Source organism: Akkermansia sp. N21169 (assembly GCF_029854675.1).
Classification (GTDB): domain Bacteria; phylum Verrucomicrobiota; class Verrucomicrobiia; order Verrucomicrobiales; family Akkermansiaceae; genus Akkermansia.
Genome location: NZ_JARWNC010000028.1, coordinates 16,930 through 35,948 on the forward strand (window position 1 = coordinate 16,930; position 19,019 = coordinate 35,948).

15 protein-coding genes and 1 CRISPR repeat array (1 of these 16 running past the window's edge) are annotated in these 19,019 nt (G+C 51.9%); of the genes, 13 read left to right on the top strand and 2 right to left on the bottom strand.

Annotated features, from left to right (window positions below):
* The first annotated feature begins 95 nt into the window (after positions 1-95).
* Positions 96-2,327 carry a polysaccharide lyase family 8 super-sandwich domain-containing protein gene (locus QET40_RS02160; RefSeq protein WP_280125529.1) on the top strand — a complete coding sequence of 744 codons (2,232 nt, stop codon included), beginning with the start codon at positions 96-98 and terminating at the stop codon, positions 2,325-2,327.
* Here QET40_RS02160 and QET40_RS02165 read toward each other — a convergent pair.
* Positions 2,282-4,225: a trehalase family glycosidase gene (locus tag QET40_RS02165; RefSeq protein ID WP_280125530.1), complete on the bottom strand. Its 1,944-nt coding sequence runs from the start codon at positions 4,223-4,225 to the stop codon at positions 2,282-2,284. The genes QET40_RS02160 and QET40_RS02165 overlap by 46 nt on opposite strands.
* Between QET40_RS02165 and QET40_RS02170 the strand changes: the two genes are divergently transcribed.
* From QET40_RS02170 to hrpB, 4 genes are all read left to right on the top strand, one after another.
* A complete protein-coding gene (locus QET40_RS02170; RefSeq protein ID WP_280125531.1) occupies positions 4,224-4,886 on the top strand; it encodes a phosphoribosyltransferase family protein in 663 nt (220 codons plus the stop codon). The genes QET40_RS02165 and QET40_RS02170 overlap by 2 nt on opposite strands.
* Before the next feature lie 82 nt (positions 4,887-4,968).
* Positions 4,969-5,346, top strand: a complete 378-nt coding sequence (locus QET40_RS02175) for a hypothetical protein (RefSeq protein ID WP_280125532.1) — start codon at positions 4,969-4,971, stop codon at positions 5,344-5,346.
* A 162-nt stretch (positions 5,347-5,508) separates the two neighbouring features.
* Positions 5,509-6,420, top strand: a complete 912-nt coding sequence (locus tag QET40_RS02180) for a phosphatidate cytidylyltransferase (RefSeq protein WP_280125533.1) — start codon at positions 5,509-5,511, stop codon at positions 6,418-6,420.
* Entirely contained in the window at positions 6,396-9,002 is a 2,607-nt protein-coding gene (gene hrpB, locus QET40_RS02185; protein ID WP_280125534.1) for an ATP-dependent helicase HrpB, read from the top strand. The genes QET40_RS02180 and hrpB overlap by 25 nt, the downstream gene beginning before the upstream one ends.
* Positions 9,003-9,036: 34 nt before the next feature.
* On the opposite strand, the gene QET40_RS02190 is transcribed toward hrpB, so the two are convergent.
* On the bottom strand, positions 9,037-9,618 hold the full coding sequence (locus QET40_RS02190) for a hypothetical protein (protein ID WP_280125535.1): 582 nt from the start codon (positions 9,616-9,618) through the stop codon (positions 9,037-9,039).
* A 194-nt stretch (positions 9,619-9,812) separates the two neighbouring features.
* On the opposite strand from QET40_RS02190, the gene rpsO reads away from it, so the two are divergent.
* The 8 genes from rpsO to cas2 all read left to right on the top strand — a co-directional run bounded on the left by rpsO (position 9,813) and on the right by cas2 (position 18,463).
* A complete protein-coding gene (gene rpsO, locus QET40_RS02195; protein WP_280125536.1) occupies positions 9,813-10,067 on the top strand; it encodes a 30S ribosomal protein S15 in 255 nt (84 codons plus the stop codon).
* Between the two features lie 504 nt (positions 10,068-10,571).
* Complete coding sequence (gene cas3 / locus QET40_RS02200) at positions 10,572-13,007, top strand: CRISPR-associated helicase Cas3' (RefSeq protein ID WP_280125579.1); 2,436 nt, start codon at positions 10,572-10,574, stop codon at positions 13,005-13,007.
* A 3-nt stretch (positions 13,008-13,010) separates the two neighbouring features.
* Positions 13,011-13,724 (top strand): type I-C CRISPR-associated protein Cas5c, encoded by a 714-nt coding sequence (gene cas5c / locus QET40_RS02205; RefSeq protein WP_280125537.1) that lies wholly within the window; start codon positions 13,011-13,013, stop codon positions 13,722-13,724.
* A gap of 7 nt (positions 13,725-13,731) precedes the next feature.
* Positions 13,732-15,522: a type I-C CRISPR-associated protein Cas8c/Csd1 gene (gene cas8c / locus QET40_RS02210; RefSeq protein ID WP_280125538.1), complete on the top strand. Its 1,791-nt coding sequence runs from the start codon at positions 13,732-13,734 to the stop codon at positions 15,520-15,522.
* Positions 15,523-15,531: 9 nt separating this feature from the next.
* Positions 15,532-16,395, top strand: coding sequence for a type I-C CRISPR-associated protein Cas7/Csd2 (gene cas7c, locus QET40_RS02215; RefSeq protein ID WP_280125539.1), 864 nt, complete (start codon positions 15,532-15,534; stop codon positions 16,393-16,395).
* A gap of 86 nt (positions 16,396-16,481) precedes the next feature.
* Entirely contained in the window at positions 16,482-17,138 is a 657-nt protein-coding gene (cas4, locus tag QET40_RS02220) for a CRISPR-associated protein Cas4 (protein ID WP_280125540.1), read from the top strand.
* Complete coding sequence (gene cas1c, locus QET40_RS02225; protein ID WP_280125541.1) at positions 17,135-18,163, top strand: type I-C CRISPR-associated endonuclease Cas1c; 1,029 nt, start codon at positions 17,135-17,137, stop codon at positions 18,161-18,163. The genes cas4 and cas1c overlap by 4 nt, the downstream gene beginning before the upstream one ends.
* A 9-nt stretch (positions 18,164-18,172) precedes the next feature.
* Positions 18,173-18,463 carry a CRISPR-associated endonuclease Cas2 gene (gene cas2 / locus QET40_RS02230; RefSeq protein ID WP_280125542.1) on the top strand — a complete coding sequence of 97 codons (291 nt, stop codon included), beginning with the start codon at positions 18,173-18,175 and terminating at the stop codon, positions 18,461-18,463.
* 184 nt (positions 18,464-18,647) lie between these two features.
* Positions 18,648-19,019: a CRISPR direct-repeat array (repeat unit 32 nt; unit sequence GTCGCACCCTACGCGGGTGCGTGAATTGAAAC); it runs 593 nt beyond the window's last position.

Here is a 19,019-nt window from a genome sequence, read left to right on the forward strand (position 1 = left end):
CCGGGCATTGAAAGAGAAGGGAAAGGGAAAACGTATATTTAAAATATTTCCGGTGGCGTTCCGGTGTGTATTTCCTTATTCTTTCCTTTTTTCCCATGATGTTGCGAACTTCATTTCGATTATCCATCCTGTTTCGCCGCATGTGCGTGCCGGCGGTTTTGTTGTTCTTTGCCGGGGAAGTATTTGCCGTGCAGGAAGATGTTTTTACCGCAATTGAAGACAGGATGATTGAGGAGTTTCAACAAGCTCCCAGGAAGGGCCGTTCCGCGAAGCATGACGGGAGGCTGGAGGGCATCCTGGATTCCCTGCATAAGGACGGTTCGTTCGAGGGTATCGACTACCGGGTGACTCACAGAACACAATGGTCGCCTATCAGACATCTGGGAAATGTGTTTCAGATGTGCCGGAGCTACACGATCCCTGGAACGAAGTGGTATAGGAATAGCTCGTTGAAGACTGATATCGAGAAGGCATTGCAGTACTGGTACGATGCCAACCCTCGTTGTAACAATTGGTGGATGAACCAGATTGCCGTTCCCCAGCAGATGGGGAGGATTCTTTTACTCATGGATCGGAAGGGAACTCCGGTCGAGTCCGGACTGAGGAAAAAATTGATTGCCCGCATGGAATCCGCAGCTCCCAGCTTGGCCCCCCACATGGGAGCTAACAAGGTAGATGTGGCTATTCATTATATGTACCGGGCTTGCCTGACCCATGACGCCAGGTTGATGAAAATGGCGACGGATGCATTGTTCGAGCCTTTGTCCTACACGATGAAAGAAGGTATCCAGCATGACAATTCCTATATGCAGCACGGTCCCCAATTGTATGTCGGGGGGTATGGAATGGTGATGATCCAGGGAATTGTGACGAATGCCAAAGCGCTGGTTGGTACGGAGTTTGCCTTGTCCGGTGAAAAGCTTGGAATCCTGGGTCGGTTTGTTCGCGAGACATATCTCCCTTCCATCCGGGGTGGGAGCCTGTCCTGGAATTTGCTGGGAAGAGGGGTAACAAGGCCCGGTTCGCCGTCCCAGAGAGGGTTGCCCTCTCTGCTGGAGGATTTATGCCGGATGGATCCTGCCCACGAGCGGGAATACCGCCAGGCGATCGACCGTATTCGCGGGGATCGCGGACCGGAGTGGGGCGTTGTTCCCGCGAGCAGGTATTACTACCGTGCGGACTATGTACGGCACCAGAGACCCGGATATTTCTTTGATGTCCGCATGGTGTCGAACCGGACGGCTAGAAATGAACAGGGCGTCGGAAACGGAGAGGGGTTCAAACAGTATTTCCTATCGGACGGAGCGACTGCGTTGCAAATTTCCGGCAAGGAATTCGACGGGATCTATCCGGTGTGGGATTGGTCTGCCATCCCCGGGGTAACATGCCCGCAGATGGAAAAGATACCTTTGGCTCAGAGCTGGGTGGCGATGGGAAAAAATCCGTTTGTAGGAGGGGTTTCCGATGGGATGTATTCGGCTGTCGCATACCGATATGCCGATGATTACCAGGGGATCGACTCTGAAGCGCGGAAGGCATGGTTCATGTTTGACCGGGAGATCGTCTGCCTGGGAAGTGCCATCGGTTCACGAGGGAAGGCTCCCTTGAGAACAACGGTGAACCAGTGTCTTTGGGAAGGCGGCGCCTCTGTTGTGGAAGACGGGAGGGAACGGAAAATTTCCAAGGGAAACCACGAGTGCGGAGGCAAATCGGCCTGGGTGTTGCATGGAGGTGTCGGTTATTGGTTCCCATCAGGAGGGAACGTCAAGGTGGTTGCCCGGGAACAACAGGGTAAGTGGCACGACATCAATACCAATTATTCCGATGAGATTGTCAAAAAAGACGTGTTCTCACTCTGGGTGGATCATGGAATTCAGCCGGAAGCTGCTTCGTATGCCTACGCTATTGTTCCCGGAATCAAGAATGCGGGGGATGTGAAGAACTACCCGGTCAATAACATCGGGATTCTCCGGAACGACGCGACTGTCCAAGCCGTGTATCACAAGGAACTGGATTTACTGCAAACCGTTTTCTGGGAACCTGGGGAATTGGCCTTTAAAGGGGGCGTCATCCGTATAGATCGTCCCTGTATCCTGATGATGAAAAGACTGCCCCGCAAGGGACTGGTCTTTTATCTGGCTGATCCGACTCAGACTCTGGACAAGGTGACGGTGACTTTGAATCCGGCATCCCGGTCGAAGAAAGTGTTGACGTTTCGCATGGACGGCGACAAAGCCTGGGAGAAAGGACGGACGCATGTGTACGAAATGGACAGGAACCGTTACCTTTCTTTAACATCTTCGGCATCTTCGCCGTATTCCCAGTAAAGGAACAGGAGGTCGGCGGACGACCAGCTGAAATGCTGAGCCTTGAGGCGTTCTCCTGTTTGAGAATTATAGTTTTCGTGAATCGGGGCATTTCCCGTTAAGCCTTGCAGGCGTGTGAAAACCTGGTCGGTGTAGTGGTCCGCTTCCCGGATGTAACCGTATTTGCGGAGTCCGGAAATGCCGAAGTACACTTGATTGAGCCAGATTGGGCCGCGCCAATAACCGTTCGGTTCGTAATCCGGGTGGTCGAAGGCCAGAGTCGGAAAAGGAATGTAAGTGGAGAATTTGGTGGGCTTGCTGATGAGCTCATGAACGCGTTCAGCCTGTTCGGGCAGGGCGATTTCAGTCCACAGGGGGGTCCAGCCTTCGCAGCCTTCCACTTTGACGAAGTCTCCGGACTTGAGTTTTTTGTCGAAGAAGTATCCGTGTTCTTTGTCAAAGAAATACTGATGGACATTGGCCGTGCGTTCGGGTTCCTGGAAGTCGCGGCACAGGAGACCGGTGATTTTTTCGAGGATACGGTATTCCTGAGCGAGGTAGGAGTTGAGATCGACGGATTCCTGATCCATGCTCCACGCTTTGTCGGCGTTTTTGACCATGGAGATGTGGTCGTACCGGACGGCATTGTCCATGCCGCTTTCCCATCGTGCGGCGATTTCCGATCCGTCGGTGGAGCCGAATTCGCAGATTCCGTTTTTGTCGTTATCGCGGAACTTGTACCACCATTGATGGTAGCGAAGGAGTTTGGGGTACATTTCTTCGAGGAATGACTTGTCTCCGTCCTGTTGCCAGATTTCATAGACTGCCCAGGCAGCGAGGGGGGGCTTGGTATCACGATAGTTGTTGCGGGCCGGATTACTGAAGATGCAGTCTGCAATCATACCGTGTTCGTCCTGATAGTCGAACATGGAACGGACTTGCGATTTGGCAAGTTCGGGATCGAACCGTGCGGTGGCGACGGCTTGCTGCCATGTGTCCCAAGCCCAGAAACCTCCTGCGAAATTACCGGTGGCATGGGATGGACACATGCCGTCGTGTTTGAGAGCTCCTTTGGCGGAACGCCAGTTGGAAACGAGGGTGACCATGCTCTTGACGGCGATGCGGTCATATAGTTCCGGGCGTCCCGGACGGAGGATGCCGGAGATGTAGTCGTTCCAGCGTTTTTCTTCGCGGTCGAGTTCCGACACCGGATTGTCCCGGATGGAGGCTGCTCGGGCAAGTCCCCGTTCCATGTCGTCCTTATCATTGAAAAAGGAGATGACGATGGTGTTTTCCCGGGTATCTTTGCCGTGAGTACGAGTGGTGGAGTAAGAACCGTCGGGTTGAAGGGCAGGGACATCATCTCTACCGAAGGTAACGGCGGCACATTCGCCATGCGGCAGGAAGAAGATGAGTTGATTGCCCTTCTGTTCGGAACGGATGCCTTTGAATGTAGCCTTTCCTGAGAATTGCCAGGATAAGGGATTTGTGGAAGAGCAGGAGAGGACGGCGTTGTTTCGGTCGACGAAGCGGAGTTTTTGAGTGAGAGTGGTCTTGCCGTCGTAACTTTTCATGTACAGGTGGCCGGGGTAGTAGATCCTCTTCAATGGAGCGAAAATCCCTTGTCCCCCGTAACCGATTTGTACGAGGGAGGGACTGATCCAGAACTTGTTGTCGATGTCGTAGGGACCGCAAAAACCGTTGAGAAAACCGGATTCTTCAGGAAGGGTGAAGCCCATCCACGATCCATGGTCGGTGAACCATCCCGTGCCTCCGTGGTCTCCCCGTGGCGTATGCGAGATGTCCAGGATATCCGGGTAGGAGAGGGTTTTATCGTCTCCGGCATGACCGTTCCATGCGGACAGGGTTAACAGAAAGCCAAAGGACAGGACAGGGAAGATGGAAAGGTGCGATAACATGAATAAAAAGGTGAATGTTCCTAAATACGGCAAACCGGTGGTTTTTCTTTCACGGTTGGAGAGGGAGCGTTATGCTTTTGAAGCGATGCAGGAAACGTTTACATGCGATGAAGGAGTATTCCGTCTGGTACCTCGCATTGATGAGGAAACCGTGCGGTTGAATGTGAAGGAAATGGCCGGCGATATTGTCGGACATCTGGGGGGCAGGCCGTTCCTGATGATTGTGTTGCTGGAAGGTGCAAAACCTTGGGCTGAATGGCTCCTTAGGGAATTCCCCGTGCGACCGGAGGTTCGGTACGTCAAAGTATCGAGTTATTGCGGTACGGAAACGACGGGAGAGGTGACTCTTCCCCGGGATTGGGGAGTACTGGCTCCCGATATGCCCGTTCTCGTTGTCGATGACGTGTTGGATAGCGGGTTGACCTTGAAGGCCGTGAAAGAAGATTTGGAGAATCGTGGCGTTCGTTGCGTGTTGATGGCCGTCGGCGTAGACAAAAAGCCGGGACGGCGCGTTTCGGTCGAAGCCGATTTCAGGGCATTGGAGATGGGGGCGGAGTTTTTGGTGGGATGCGGGATGGATTACAACGGTCATTTCCGGGAGTTACCATATATTGCAACGGTCGTGTTCGAAGGAGATCATAAAAAAGCGCTTCAAGGTTAAAAAGGATGAACATTTGAGATGGTATTTGTGTCATATTCCTTATGGGGTGATTTTACCCGCAAATAGGAAGGAGATATGACAAATGAATACTCTGCATGACAAGAAATCAGACCGGACTGCGGATACGGAAGGTATCCTTGATAACCTGTTGATCCGCGATGTGATTGACGATTTGGAAATGGAGCACGCCTTCGGGTGGATTCTGAAACGCCTTCATGACGATAAAGTGTCTCCGGAGCCGGTGCATATGTACAAGACATCGCTGTTCTCGTTTTACGTAAATTATGGAGAAGGAACCGTATTCATTTCTTCCGAATTGGGAGGATGTCATCCTCCGGATCAGAGTTTCCCCCTCGTCTATTTTTACAAGCTGCTGGTTGAGGAATGTCCGTTCCGCGATCCCGATCCGCCGAAGAGGCGGAAGGCTGTTGGTGCTTCCTTTGCTGAAGAAGAAAAGTAGGTTGCGTCCTCCTGCCGGGCGCGGGAGCGTATTCCGGCAGGGGGGGATTTCCTGCGAATTTGTCGATTAGGATGTGGTTTTTCCTTCCGAAAGTACAGGTATTATCGAGAGTGACGGAAAATCATTGTGATTCCGTTGTATTTCATGTAATGACTCGCCTGTATGAGTGATGCTTCCCTCCCTCCTTCCTCCGGTAAATTGCGTACATTTGGCGCGCGCCTGTTCAGCACGGTGATTCTTCTGGGAATTTTGGTTGCTGTTGTATGCTGGGGCAATGTTTGGGGATATCGCGGGGTCGTGTGTATTTTGTGCATGTTGACGGCATGGGAATGGGGAGATATGCTGCGCAAGTCCGGCAAGCCTTCCCAGCCTTGGTTGGCGACGGTGTTCGGGATGGCGTATCCTTTGGCGATGGTCAGCCTTCTGGGGTATTGGGAGTTGAAAGCTCCCGGGTCCTTGAGGAACCTGCCATCGGTACAGGACAAGCTTCTGCCGCTCATGGTCGGGGCTCCCGTTCTTTTGATCGTGATGTCATTCATCTGGGAAATGAGGAGGGTCATCATCGGTAGCCGGCCTTTGCGTTCCGTAGCGGTGACGGTCTTGTCGTTCATTTACCCGGTGTGGATGTTTTCCTTTGCCTTTCTGCTGACCGGATCGGAGCGGCTGTGCATTGTGCTTCTCTTGTTGATTTTGTTGACGAAAGCCTCCGATATTTTTGCTTATGTGAGTGGATTGTTGCTGGGCGGGCGTTTTGTGAAAAGAAAACTGATTCCCCATATCAGTCCGAAGAAGACTTGGGAGGGATTGATCGGTTCATATCTTTTGACCATGGGGGCTGGTGTGGCGGTAGCGATATATTTTGGTGGGTTTACCTGGCAGGTGTTGCCGGGAATGACGTTGTTGTTCCTGCTGGCGGTGACGGGGGATTTGGCCGGATCGCTGATCAAACGGAGTTTGGCCCTGAAGGATTCCAGCGCGATGCTGCCTGGCATTGGTGGCTTTTTTGATTTGATCGACAGTATGGCGTTTACGTTGTCCTGTGTATGCGTATGGCTGATGATGTCCGGAATATGATGTCGGATGATCGCTTGCAGGGCGGACTTCCCATTGAGAAAGTCCGGGAAAGTTTTATGGAGGCAATGGCAGAGCCTTCTCCCCGTGTGTTGCTAAGAGCCCCGACGGGAAGCGGTAAATCGACGGGAATTCCTCCGATGATGCTGGAAGCCGGTCTGGGGGAACGCGGTATGGTACTTGTCGTTCAGCCGAGGCGTATGGCCGCCCGCTTGCTGGCCCGCTATGTGGCCCGGAAGAGTGGAAGTGAACTGGGCCGGGAAATCGGCTATATGGTGCGCTTCGAACGCTGTATTTCTTCGGCAACGCGCCTGGCTTTCGTGACGGATGGCGTGTTGGAACGCCGCTTGACGGACAATCCTGATTTGTCCGGGGTGAGTGCCGTTGTGTTTGACGAATTCCACGAGCGCCGCCTGGCGGGAGACTTGTCTCTGGGCCGCGTACTTGATCTGCAGGAAGGAGTCCGTCCGGATTTGGCTGTCGTCGTTATGTCGGCGACTTTGGAAGTGGAGGGGTTGCAGGAGTTCATGGAGGTGTCCTGCAGGGTATTGGAAGCGTCCGGACGCCAGTTCCCGGTAGAAGTGGCGTATAGGCCGGCAGCTATGGTGCGGGATGGACGTGGGAATATGGTTTATCCTCCGGTGTGGGAACAAGCGGCAGCGGCTGTCGCGACTGAGGCTCGGAAAGAGGATTGCGGGAATATGCTCGTTTTTATGCCGGGAGGATTTGAAATCCGCAAAACGGTAGAGTGTCTGGAGGGGATGTCAGCCTTGAAAGGATGGGAGATTGTCTCTCTGCACGGATCCTTGAGCCCGGAGATGCAAAACCGGGCTGTGGAACCTGGGGGCATCCCCCGCGTCATTGTCTCGACAAACGTTGCGGAAACATCGCTGACGATTGAGGGCGTCCGTACAGTCATCGACAGCGGATTGGCCCGCCATGCCGGGTGGGATGCCCGCCGTGGGATGGATACCCTCCTTATTGAAAAGATTGCTCGGGCGGCTGCCGACCAGAGGGCGGGGAGGGCTGGCCGGGTTGCTGCCGGAAGGTGTATTCGGCTGTGGAGCGAGGCGGATCACGCTCGGCGGTCGGCTTTTGAAACACCGGAAGTGCTACGGGTGGATCTGAGCTCTTCCGTTCTGAACCTCAAATTGTGGGGAGTGGACGATGCCTCGGATTTTCGCTGGTTGACATTTCCCGACTCTGCCGCCCTGAAACGAGCGGAAGATCTTTTAGGTTCATTGGGTGCCCTTGATGCAGGAGGAAAGTTGACCCCGGTAGGGCGTGCAATGCTGAGATATCCTCTGGCTCCCCGGCTGGCGCGCCTGATGGTGGCTGGGAGGGAAGGAGGATGCCTGCCGGAGATGGCGGCCGTAGCCGCTTTGATACAGAGTGAATCGGTGGCGGTCAAAGGGGAACTTCAGGAAGTGTTCCGGGAGAAAGATGATTATACTGACTTCCAGGCTGAATGGCGTGCCGCCTTGCGGGCGGAAGCCTGTCGGTTCGATGTCCGCGAGTGTTCCCGGCTGAACTTGATGGGGCGTGCGTGCCGCGAGGTTTTATCCTCTTACCGCCAGTTGCTTCAGATTGGTGCCCGGGGAGGACGGATGGCATTTGCTCCAGAACCGGATTTTTCCGCTGTTCGCAAATCCGTTGTTAGGGGACTGGTGGAGAGTTTTGCCGATTCATTAGGGACGCGGAATGGAATCGCCTCCAATACCTGCCGCTTAGTTGGCGGGAGAGGAGGAAGAATTTCCTCCGGTTCGGTCGCAATGCATGGTTTGCATTTTGTCGCGGCTGATGTGTCCGAAGTCGGGGGCAGGGGTGTGGAGACGCGCATCGGGCGTTGTACTCTGGTTGATCCTGCGGAATTGAAGGAATGGATGCCGTCCGAGGTGGTCGATGAGGATGGCGCCGTGTTTGACGATATTCGCCGTCGCGTTGTATCCCGCCGCCGGCTGATGTTCCGGGATCTTGTGCTGGTAGATAGAGAACAGGGCGATGCCGATCCTGCTGCCGCTGCTGCCATTCTGGCGGAAAAGGTGGCTGACGGTACGTTGAAATTGACTCATTGGGACGATTCCGTCGAGCAATGGATCCGGAGGTTGAACGGCTTGAGACAATGGATGCCGGAACTGGAACTTCCGGGATTCGTCTATGAGGACAAGATTGTTGCGATGGGCATGCTTTGCGATGGAGCTGTTGGCTACAAGGATATTAAAGACCGTGAGGTGATGCCCGTGTTGCATGAATGGTTGTCGCACTGGCAACGTGAGGCTCTTGACAAGTTTGCTCCTGTTTCTTTGTCTTTATCCAACGGACAGCATGCGAAAGTCCGTTATGCCGAGGATTCTACTCCGGTGATTGCTCTGACGGTTCAGAGGCTCTTTGGCGTCATGGAGACGCCTCTTATTGCCGATCGACGGGTACCCGTCCGCGTCGAAGTGCTGGCGCCAAACCAGCGACCTTGGCAAATTACCGCTTCTCTGGAAAGTTTCTGGAAGACGGGCTACACCCAGATGAGAAAGGATTTGGCCGGGCGCTACCCCAGACACAAATGGCCGCCGGAAGCTCCGGGACTGTAGGCAGGTGGATGGATTTTTCCGCGCATTTCACTCCTTAATCTTGTTTTTCGGGGGATGATTCCTGTTGTGATGAGTTGTCGGACGCGGAGGAGGAATCGGCATCCGAGTCGGGGAGGGGAGTTTTCGTCGGCATAGGATCATAAGTGGGGAGCCCGATAATGCCTTCGTTACCGGAATGAGCGGCATCTGTATCCGTTGTATCGGATGGTATCGTGACAGGAGTGACTTCTTTTTCCTTGCTGCCGTCGGAAGTTTGTTCCCGGCTTTCGGGTTCGGCCAGGTTCTGGTAGCGGAAGACGATATCCCCTTCCTCTACGGAACCGCTTCGGATGTCGGCCGGAACTCGGAGCCTGCCGATGCGTTCCGCCGTGACGACGAGATTGGCGATGCGGGAGCTGGCCTCTCCTTCCGGAGATTGGGAAATCAACGTTGTTCCTGCTTCCGGGACGGCTCCGAACAGGCGGATCAGTACATAGTTGTAATTTTTGTACACGTGGTCGACTTTACCAACGTATACGGGGGTACTTACGGTTTTCTCGGCTTCTTTCGGTTCCTGGGAACAGGAAGCGAGAAAGAGGGCGGCGCACAATGCGGCAGGGATAGTCGTCCGGTTCACGGCTTTACTTTGTAGCAAATTGACGGACGTTCGGCAATTCGTGATGATGGAAATCTTCAAATTGCCGCGAATTTGTCCGGCTGACGTGAGATTATTGTTGCCAATTGACTGGTATTAACCATACTGGCGGTCCTCAATGTGTCCAATTTAGCCGCTGCCACGAGCTAATAAACTAATTAAGGAAACACAAATCAATGAGCGAAGAAATCAATTTGCAGGACTATAAGATGCACGAAACTGACACCGGCAGCTGCAGCTACCAGGTGGCCAGTCTTACCAAACGCATCAAGCACCTGACGGAACACCTCGGTCAAAACAAGCACGATGTTTCATCTCGTCGTGGTCTGCTTGCCATGGTTGCCCGTCGCCGCAAGCTGCTTGACTATCTCAAGCGCGAAAGCGTTGAACAGTACACTACTCTGATTCAGCGTCTTGGCCTCCGCCGCTAATGTCGGTCGGAGAGGACGCATGACGTCCGTCAAATTATAACTCAGTGAGCCGCTTCACGATTCGTGGGGCGGCTTCATTATTGATATCGGCCTGTTACTTTGAAAGATGAGGATGCCGAAGGTGGTTCAAGGAGGATAGGATGGTTGCCACACAATTCAGGATGTTGGAGCCAATTTAGTTGAATCTCCTCCCAAGAGACACGGAGAGGAGAAACGACATGATTTAAAATTGTCATGTCATTTCGATGGGTGTACTATCCGTAACGTCAGAGAATGAAAGAGATGATGTCGAATTGACCGAGGACTTGAAATTCAAGCAAATATTATTTATGAAAATGTAAGATTAGTAAGAAAATCTACTTTTATGAATTCAAACGTCACATATCTTGTGTTTGTTAATCTGAAAATTGATTCCATTGTCGGATAGGTTAATTGAGGATGGACAAAAACTGTCTTGTTTTTTAATATTTCTTTTATTTTTTAGAAAGTGTAAATTTTTTGATGATGTATTACGCTCATACCAAACAGGAAGACAAGAGTTTATGGGAACCTTTGTATACAGATGGTTGGGATGTCCCCATAGTCGGGCATTTGAATAGGTGTGCTCGTTTGGCCTCTTGTTTTGCTTCCGGTGTATCACCTTATTTCCCCCATGTTTGGGGGGAGTGCGGCAGGATGGCGGGCTTGTGGCATGATTTGGGGAAGTTCCTCGATGAGTTCCAGGTCTATCTGGAGAAATCCGCTGACGGAGATTCTGTGGTGAGAGGCAGTGTGGATCATGCGATCGTTGGGGCTCGCTATGCTGTAGATACTTTATTTCCTGCTGACCTGAGTCCTATTTCTGATTTGTTTGCCTATGTGATTGCAGGGCATCATTCCGGTTTGCCTGATGGCGATAGCCTTTTCAACATTAGGTTGCTCAAGGAGATCGGGGAATGGAAAAGCCATGCTCCTGCCAGCCTGCTGGAGCCGGGGATTCTTGCGAAGAGTTGGCTGGAGGCAATCCAACGTATTTGCCCCGAAAGAAAAGGGGGTATTTTGGGATTTCACCCGTGTATGAAGGCGGGCAAAGAGGACAGTCGGTTTGCCGGATTTGCCGTCGCGATGCAGGTGAGAATGTTGTTTTCTTGCCTCGTTGACGCGGATTGTTTGGCATCTGAAGAGTTTATGTCTCCTGACTCGTACAGGAACCGCCCCGTTTGGCCGGAAGATATCCTGCAACAAATGAGCCGGGAGTTGGAGGAAAACCTCAGGGAAAAGGAGGAGAAGAATGATGGCTCCCCTATTTCGTCCTTGAGACGGGAAATTCACCATTCCTGCTTGGAACAGGCATTTGGCGACCCGGGAATTTATCGTCTGAATGTTCCAACTGGTGGCGGCAAGACGCTCTCATCCCTCAGTTTTGCCTTGAAGCATGCCTTGGTGCATGGATTGAAGCGTGTGATTTATGTGATTCCCTACACGAGTATTATCGACCAGACGGCATCCGAGTTTCGTCAGGTGTTTGATCGTTTGTCGAAGGAATTGAATATTTCCTGCGTGTTGGAGCACCATTCCAATATCGATGTTCCCGAAAAGAAGGATGAGGATGGTGATTCTCTAAACCCGACTGTGCTTGCTGAAAACTGGGATGCCCCTCTGATTCTGACAACGGGCGTACAGTTTTTCGAGTCCCTGTTTTCCAACCGTCCCTCTGCCTGCCGCAAATTGCACCGGATGGCTCAGGCGGTCGTGATTTTCGATGAAGCGCAGACCTTGCCCGTCTCCTTGTTGTCTCCATGCCTGAAGGCAATGCAGGGACTCCACCGCGACTATGGCTCGACTGTAGTGCTTTGCACAGCAACCCAACCCCCGCTTGAAAAGTCGGATGATTTCCCGATAGGCTGGGATCATGGTGAACAAAAAAGCCTGCTGGGGCAGGAGATGGAAGAACGGTTGTTTTCCAACATGAAGCGTGTGAAATTGTCCAGCTTGGGCGAACTCGATGTGGAGGCTCTGGTGGAACACGTGGTCAGCGAATCTCTGCCTTCATGCCTCTTGATTGTCAATTTGACGGGGCAGGCGCAGGCGGTGTATCGAGCACTGGAGCAGAACGAACAGGTGGACAGGGACGGGTTGTTCCATCTGTCCGCCAGAATGCGGCCCGTGGATCGCAAGCGCATTTTGGATCTGGTGAAAGAGCGCTTGCGCCTCGGTGAGCCTGTTGTACTGGTGGCGACACCGGTGGTGGAGGCCGGGGTTGACCTCTCCTTCCACGTCGTTTACCGTGATATGGCTGGGGTTGATTCGATTGCCCAGGCGGCAGGACGCTGTAACAGGCACGGCGAGTATGCGGATGGGGGGCGCGTGTTTCTGTTTGCGTCGAGCGATCGTCAAGTTCCCAAAGAATTGCCTTCATTGCGGAAAGCTCAGGCTGCAACGCGCGATGTGTTGGGTAGTGTCGATGTGGCGGATCTTCTGGAACCTCATGCCGTCGATTTGTTCTTCGAACATTATTATCAAGACCATAAAGACTCGACTGATAGATGGGATACTCCGGGCATCGTAGAAAAGACTGCTACGGGTGCTTCCAATCCCACGAAAATGTATCGGAATATGAAGTTCAAGGCAGTAGCGGAGAGCTTTCAGATGATTCCAGAGCAACAACATCGCATCATGATTGTGAGGGCAGGTGAGAAGGAGGCTGAAGCTATTTATCAGGAGTTCAAGTGGCGTGAACAAGCCGGGCTGATGCCGCCTCGGGATTTGTATCAGAAGGCGGGATGGTGGTCTGTGAATGTGTATGATAACGATTGGGTCGCTCTTCAACACGGGAAAGTGGAAAAATTTGCAAGAGAGACGATTTTTATTGTGCCGGCAGGAGACGATATTTATGATGCTAATATTGGTTTTCTTTCAAGCAAACTGTGGGATCCCAATTGGAAAGCTTACATGATTTGACGTATGATATCTGGAATAAAATTACATGTATGGGGTGCATTTGCCTGTTTTACGCGTCCGGAGTTGAAGGCGGAACGTTTTTCCTATGAAGTGATGACTCCTTCGGCGGCGATTGGCGTTTTGTCTGCGATTTATTGGAAGCCCGAAATCCGATGGGTGATCGACAGGATTCACGTGTTGAAGCCTATCCGTTTTTTCCAAGTCAGGAGGAATGAAGTGGACGGAAAATTTCCGAAGCCCAAGAAGGAATGGATGCAGGGAGGAAGCGGCAATGCCGGGATGTTCATCGAAGAGAGAAGACAGCAGCGAGCTTCGACTATTTTGAGGGATGTCGAGTACCTGATTGAGGCTCATATTGAGGTCCTGAAGGCCGATGAGAATCCTGCCATTGCTTCGGAAGTGAAGCATTTGGAGATGTTCAAGAGGCGGGCGTCCAAGGGGCAGTGCTTCCATCAACCTTATTTCGGGACGCGGGAGTTCCCCGTTGATTTTGAGCTTTGGGAGGAGGAATCTGCCCCTCCATCAGAGCTCCCTGAGCGGGACAGGAACAGGAATCTGGGACTGATGCTGCACGAGATCGACTATATCCCGGATCAAAAAGGCAAGATTGTCAGGTCGAATGACGGCGTCAGAGTGACTGCACAGCCGAGGTTTTTCATGGCGTCACTGGAGGATGGAATCATGTCCGTGCCGCCATTGTCTGAAACAATGAATTGAAGATGCCATGATTTTACAGGAACTTAATGCCCTTTACTCTCGTCTGCTTCAGGAAGATGGGAACCAATTGCCGGATTTGGGATTCAGCACCCAGCTCATCGGCTTTCGCATTGTCTTGAAAGAAGATGGAACGCTCGTGGAAATACGGGACATACGAGAGCCTTCCCCGACGGACAAGAAGCCCAAGCCCAGAGCTCAGAAGATGATCGTCCCCGGTGGTACCAAGCCTTCAGGGTCGGGACTGAATCCGTGCTTCCTCTGGGACAATAGCGGGTATTTGCTGGGTTACAAAGGGGCCGATGACAAGAAGCCGGCACGTACCCGTGAGGCATTTGCCGCATTGAGGGACAAGTATCTTGCCTTCGAATCCCGGGTGGGGCATCCAGCGTTCAGTGCAGTGTGTCGGTTTTTGGAATCGTGGAACCCGGAGTTGACTCCTGAGAAAATCAGCGATGCCTCGCTATACACCTGTAACGGCGTTTTTCGCATCCAGAGCAGTAAGAAGGATGTACACACGACGCCCGAGATTCAGGACTGGTGGAGGAGAGAGGGAAACGATGCCTGGTCGGGCAAGGACTCCGGCTCCGATGGCACCAACAGGGGGATTTGCCTGGTTTCGGGGAAGGAAAGTAACCTGGCGTTGCTCCATGAACCTGCCATCAAAGGGGTGAGGGATGCGCAAGTATCCGGCGCCAAGCTTGTGTCCTTCAATTGTTCTGCCTTTACCTCCTATGGCAAGGAGCAGAGCCTCAACGCTCCTGTCGGGGAATATGCGGCCTTTTCCTACTGCAATGCCCTGAATTATCTGTTGGGGAGCGAAAACCACAGGCTCCAGATAGGAGCGGCATCGACGGTGTTTTGGAGTGATGCCCCAGTCTCAAAAATGGAAGAAGTCAATATCATTTTCCGCTCAATGATCAACACGCCGCCTGCCATGGATAAGAGCGTGAGCGAGCGCGTGGAATCCATCTTGACAGCCTTGAAACAAGGTCGCTTGGACAAGGGGGTGGATCCGGATGATGATGTGCGTTTTTTCATTCTGGGGCTGGAAGCCAATGCGTCGCGCCTGTCGGTGCCCTTCTGGCTTGTCTCGAGCTTTGGAGAATTACGCCGTCTCGTCCAAAACCATTACGAAAACCTCAGTATTGTCCCCCGGTGGACTAAGGAAAACAGCAAGTTCCCCGACCCGGAATTGCCCCTTCCTTTTGACTTGTTGAGGCAGACCTGTCGCGAGTCTAAAGATATCCCCAAACCCTATGTGGGGGCCTTGATGCGGTCTATTTTACAAGGCCTTCCGTATTCGGATGCCATAGCGGGCGCTATGTTGAGGAGGATACGGATAGATTGTGACGTCAACTATTTACGCGCTTCATTTCTTAAAGCGTGGCTTATCAGAAACAAACAACATTCCATAACGAAAATGCTGAATACAAACAACGAAGAACCCGGTTATGTGATGGGTCGTCTTTTTGCCGTCTACGTCAAGACGCAGGAAGACGCCGGACTTACATCGACCATTAAAAGCTATTTTTCAAGTGCCTCCATGACGCCCCTGCTCGTCATGTCTCGCCTTGCTGGGTTGAACCAGCACCATTTGAAAAAGCTGCCCTCGGAAGGGCACAGGGTGAATAGGGAGAAGTTGCTCAGGGAGATCGAAAGCAAGCTCAGCCCTGATATGCCAAGTCGCTTCAATCTGAAACAACAAGCTCTCTTTACCTTGGGGTACTACCACCAGATGAATAGTTTCTACCAAAAGAAAGACACTCCATCCAATTCAGAACAACAACCAACCGCTTAATCAACAATCATGAACAAAATTGACTTTATTCTCCTCTTCGATGTGCTGGATGCCAACCCCAATGGCGATCCGGATGCAGGCAACATGCCCCGCCAGGATGTGGAAACGGGGCAGGGGCTGGTAACTGACGTGTGCCTGAAACGCAAGGTGCGCAATTTCATTCAGTTAACGAAAAAGGATGTTCCCGGTTTCGATATTTATGTGAAAGAGAAAGCCATTCTCAATGACCAGAATGCGCGTGCCTACACGGCACTTTCACTTGATCCTGACAAAAAAGCAGGAGCTAAGGAAAAGGACGATGCCCGCGCCTGGATGTGTCAGAACTTTTTTGACATCCGCGCATTCGGTGCCGTGATGACGACTGATGTGAATTGTGGTCAGGTAAGAGGGCCTTTGCAGCTTTCTTTCGCACGGTCGATCGACCCTGTTTTCAACGCCGAATTCGCTGTGACGCGTTGTGCCGTGACCACTCAAAAAGAATCCGATAAACAAGGCGGAGACAACAGAACCATGGGGCGCAAATATGCCATTCCCTATGGTCTCTACAAGGCACAGGGATGCCTGAATCCGTTTCTTGCCGAGCAAACCGGGTTTTCCGAGGGAGATTGGGAAACATTTGTCGATGCCCTGACTCACCTGTTTGAGTTCGACACCTCTGCTGCACGTCCGGCAGGCTCGATGGCCATGCGGAAATTGATCCTCTTTAAACATAACAACCAGCTCGGGGCCGCTCCGGCACACAAATTGATCGACCTTGTCAAAGTTACCAAAAAGGACGGAGTAGATGCTCCGCGTTCCATTGGAGACTATGTGATTGATATTGATCGTGAAAAGCTTCCAGCTGGAGTAACGGTCGAAGAAATTGACTGTTAAACAATTTATTTCCCCTCCCGTCTCCTTCTCCTTACTGGAGGAGGCGGGTAGGGAATGGCTTTGCCCAGTGTTGGTCAGCATCCTTCATGCCAGCCTCCTCCATCCCCATTTCTGCATTGCAGCACTACCTTTTTTGTCCGAGGCAGTGTGCGTTGATTCATGTCGAGCAGGAATGGGGGGAAAACTATTTGACGGCCGCTGGAAGAATCGAACATCAGCGCGTTGACTCCGGTGAATCCGGAAACCAGGGTGGTATCAGAGTCGAACGGAGCGTCCATTTGCAATCCGCGCGGTATGGGATACATGGGGTTGCGGATCTCGTGGAGTACCATGGCTCGTCCAAACGCTGGTCTGCCATTGTACCGGTCGAATATAAACACGGTAAACCCAAGGAGCATCGGGCAGATGAAGTTCAGTTGTGCGCTCAGGCTCTGTGTTTGGAAGAAATTCATGGGATAGATATCCCACTGGGAGTGTTTTTCTATTGGCGCACCAGGCGGAGGCATGAAATAGCCATGGATGATTCCTTAAGAGAGCTGACAAAGGCAACTATACTGGCGGTTCAACAATTGATCGAATCCTGCCACATACCGGAACCATCTCCCGGCCTGCACTGTTCGGCTTGCTCCATGAACGAATTTTGCCTGCCTGGCATTGTCGGGAACCGAAAAACATCTGCTACCAGCTACATCGAAGATCAATTGAGGACAATGCTTGCCGAAGAGACTGGGGAGACATCATGAAACAGCATTTAAATACTCTTTTTGTTACGCGGGAAGGCGTGTGGCTTGCCAAGGATGGCGAGACAGTGTCCATTCAGGAAAAAGGAAACACCTTGATGAGGGTTCCTTTGCATAATTTGGAATCAATCATGACGATGGGGTGGGACATTGCCGTATCTCCTCAATTGATGGCGGCCTGTGTAGAACAAGGAATATCCTTGAGCTTTTGTTCTCCTCACGGGCGTTTTTTTGCCTCTGCTACGGGAGCGACTCGCGGTAATGTTCTTTTGAGGAGAACCCAATATCGATGGGCGGATGATGCTGAACGCGGTCTTCATATTGCTCGTGAAATGATAACCGCCAAGGTACTCAATTGTCGAAATGTCTTAATGAGGGCATCCCGGGATCATCCCGACGCACAGTCGGCCCTGCAACCGGCAATAGATGGATTGGCCGCCAGCATCCGTCAGATACGGAAAGTAGATGCAGCTGCTAGCTTGTTAGGGTTTGAAGGACAGGCTGCGGATATCTATTTTTCGGCATTTTCCCACATGATTTCAAATTCCCATCGGGCATTCGTCTTTTCTGGGAGAAACAGGCGTCCTCCGAGAGATGCCGTCAATGCCGTATTGTCCTTTCTGTATAGCCTTTTGGCTCATGATTGCCGATCCGCATTGGAAGCTTGCGGACTCGATTCTTTTGTCGGTTTTTTTCATCGGGACAGGCCGGGGCGTGCGGGACTGGCTCTTGACTTGATGGAAGAATTTCGTGCCCCTCTGGCTGACAGAATGGCCTTGAGCCTGATCAATCGGCAGCAACTGGATATGAAGGATTTTGAATACGAAGCAAGTGGAGCAGTTCTACTTCGGGAAGAAAGTCGTAAAAAAGTCATAACCGCGTGGCAGGAACGAAAAAAAGAGCAGATCATTCATCCTTTCTTGCAAGAAAAGATGACGATTGGATTTCTTCCTCATATTCAGGCGCGTTTGCTGTCACGCCATCTGAGGGGAGATATAGACTCCTATCCACCCATGATTTGGAAATAACCAGAGTATATGTTTATCCTGATTTGTTATGATGTAGCTACATCCACTAAAGCGGGCGAGCGTCGTCTTCGTCGGATTGCCCGCATATGCGAGAACTATGGGCAAAGAGTTCAAAATTCCGTATTCGAGTGTCAAATTCCGTCGGCACTTTTTGTTGGCGTGAAAGATCAACTGCTTCATGAGATGGACAAGGAAGAAGACAGCATGAGGTTTTACTTCATGGGAAAGACAGCAGGCAGTAAAGTTCTTCACATAGGAACCAAAGTCTCCTACGATATTGACGGGACTCTCCTGATTTGATCGCTTCCGCGAACATCAAGCTATAGGAAAAACTCCGGAAGGTTCGCGGAGATTCCAGTAGCTTGGTTCTCTGTAGATTGAAATAACGAAATTGAAAAGAGGAACGATTCCTTCCTCCAATATCCCGAGGTTCGCGGAATCCTCCTCTTTGATACAGTAGTATGAACATGTTATCATTTCTACTGTCGCACCCTACGCGGGTGCGTGAATTGAAACTGCGGATGGTCGCCTTGGATGCGGCACTATCTACAGTCGCACCCTACGCGGGTGCGTGAATTGAAACATTCTGTGATGGCATCCGCATGAGGCTCTTGATCAGTCGCACCCTACGCGGGTGCGTGAATTGAAACGCGGATTTGAAGGTGAGCCGGTGGGTACGCGATTGTCGCACCCTACGCGGGTGCGTGAATTGAAACGATTTGCTCTGAATCCGCTGTCCGAAGTTCAAAGTCGCACCCTACGCGGGTGCGTGAATTGAAACTGGAAAGGAGGATATGATGAAGCGAACTCCTGAACAGTCGCACCCTACGCGGGTGCGTGAATTGAAACCCGAACT

Excerpts from the sequence above, each read along its gene's own strand:
- cas3 (WP_280125579.1), top strand. The coding sequence starts at position 10,572 with ATGTATTACGCTCATACCAAACAGGAAGACAAGAGTTTATGGGAACCT.
- QET40_RS02175 (WP_280125532.1), top strand. The coding sequence starts at position 4,969 with ATGAATACTCTGCATGACAAGAAATCAGACCGGACTGCGGATACGGAA.
- cas8c (WP_280125538.1), top strand. The coding sequence starts at position 13,732 with ATGATTTTACAGGAACTTAATGCCCTTTACTCTCGTCTGCTTCAGGAA.
- cas5c (WP_280125537.1), top strand. The coding sequence starts at position 13,011 with ATGATATCTGGAATAAAATTACATGTATGGGGTGCATTTGCCTGTTTT.
- hrpB (WP_280125534.1), top strand. The coding sequence starts at position 6,396 with ATGGCTGATGATGTCCGGAATATGATGTCGGATGATCGCTTGCAGGGC.
- cas4 (WP_280125540.1), top strand. The coding sequence starts at position 16,482 with ATGCCAGCCTCCTCCATCCCCATTTCTGCATTGCAGCACTACCTTTTT.
- cas2 (WP_280125542.1), top strand. The coding sequence starts at position 18,173 with ATGTTTATCCTGATTTGTTATGATGTAGCTACATCCACTAAAGCGGGC.
- QET40_RS02165 (WP_280125530.1), bottom strand. The coding sequence starts at position 4,225 with ATGTTATCGCACCTTTCCATCTTCCCTGTCCTGTCCTTTGGCTTTCTG.
- QET40_RS02170 (WP_280125531.1), top strand. The coding sequence starts at position 4,224 with ATGAATAAAAAGGTGAATGTTCCTAAATACGGCAAACCGGTGGTTTTT.
- QET40_RS02160 (WP_280125529.1), top strand. The coding sequence starts at position 96 with ATGATGTTGCGAACTTCATTTCGATTATCCATCCTGTTTCGCCGCATG.
- cas7c (WP_280125539.1), top strand. The coding sequence starts at position 15,532 with ATGAACAAAATTGACTTTATTCTCCTCTTCGATGTGCTGGATGCCAAC.
- rpsO (WP_280125536.1), top strand. The coding sequence starts at position 9,813 with ATGAGCGAAGAAATCAATTTGCAGGACTATAAGATGCACGAAACTGAC.
- QET40_RS02180 (WP_280125533.1), top strand. The coding sequence starts at position 5,509 with ATGAGTGATGCTTCCCTCCCTCCTTCCTCCGGTAAATTGCGTACATTT.
- cas1c (WP_280125541.1), top strand. The coding sequence starts at position 17,135 with ATGAAACAGCATTTAAATACTCTTTTTGTTACGCGGGAAGGCGTGTGG.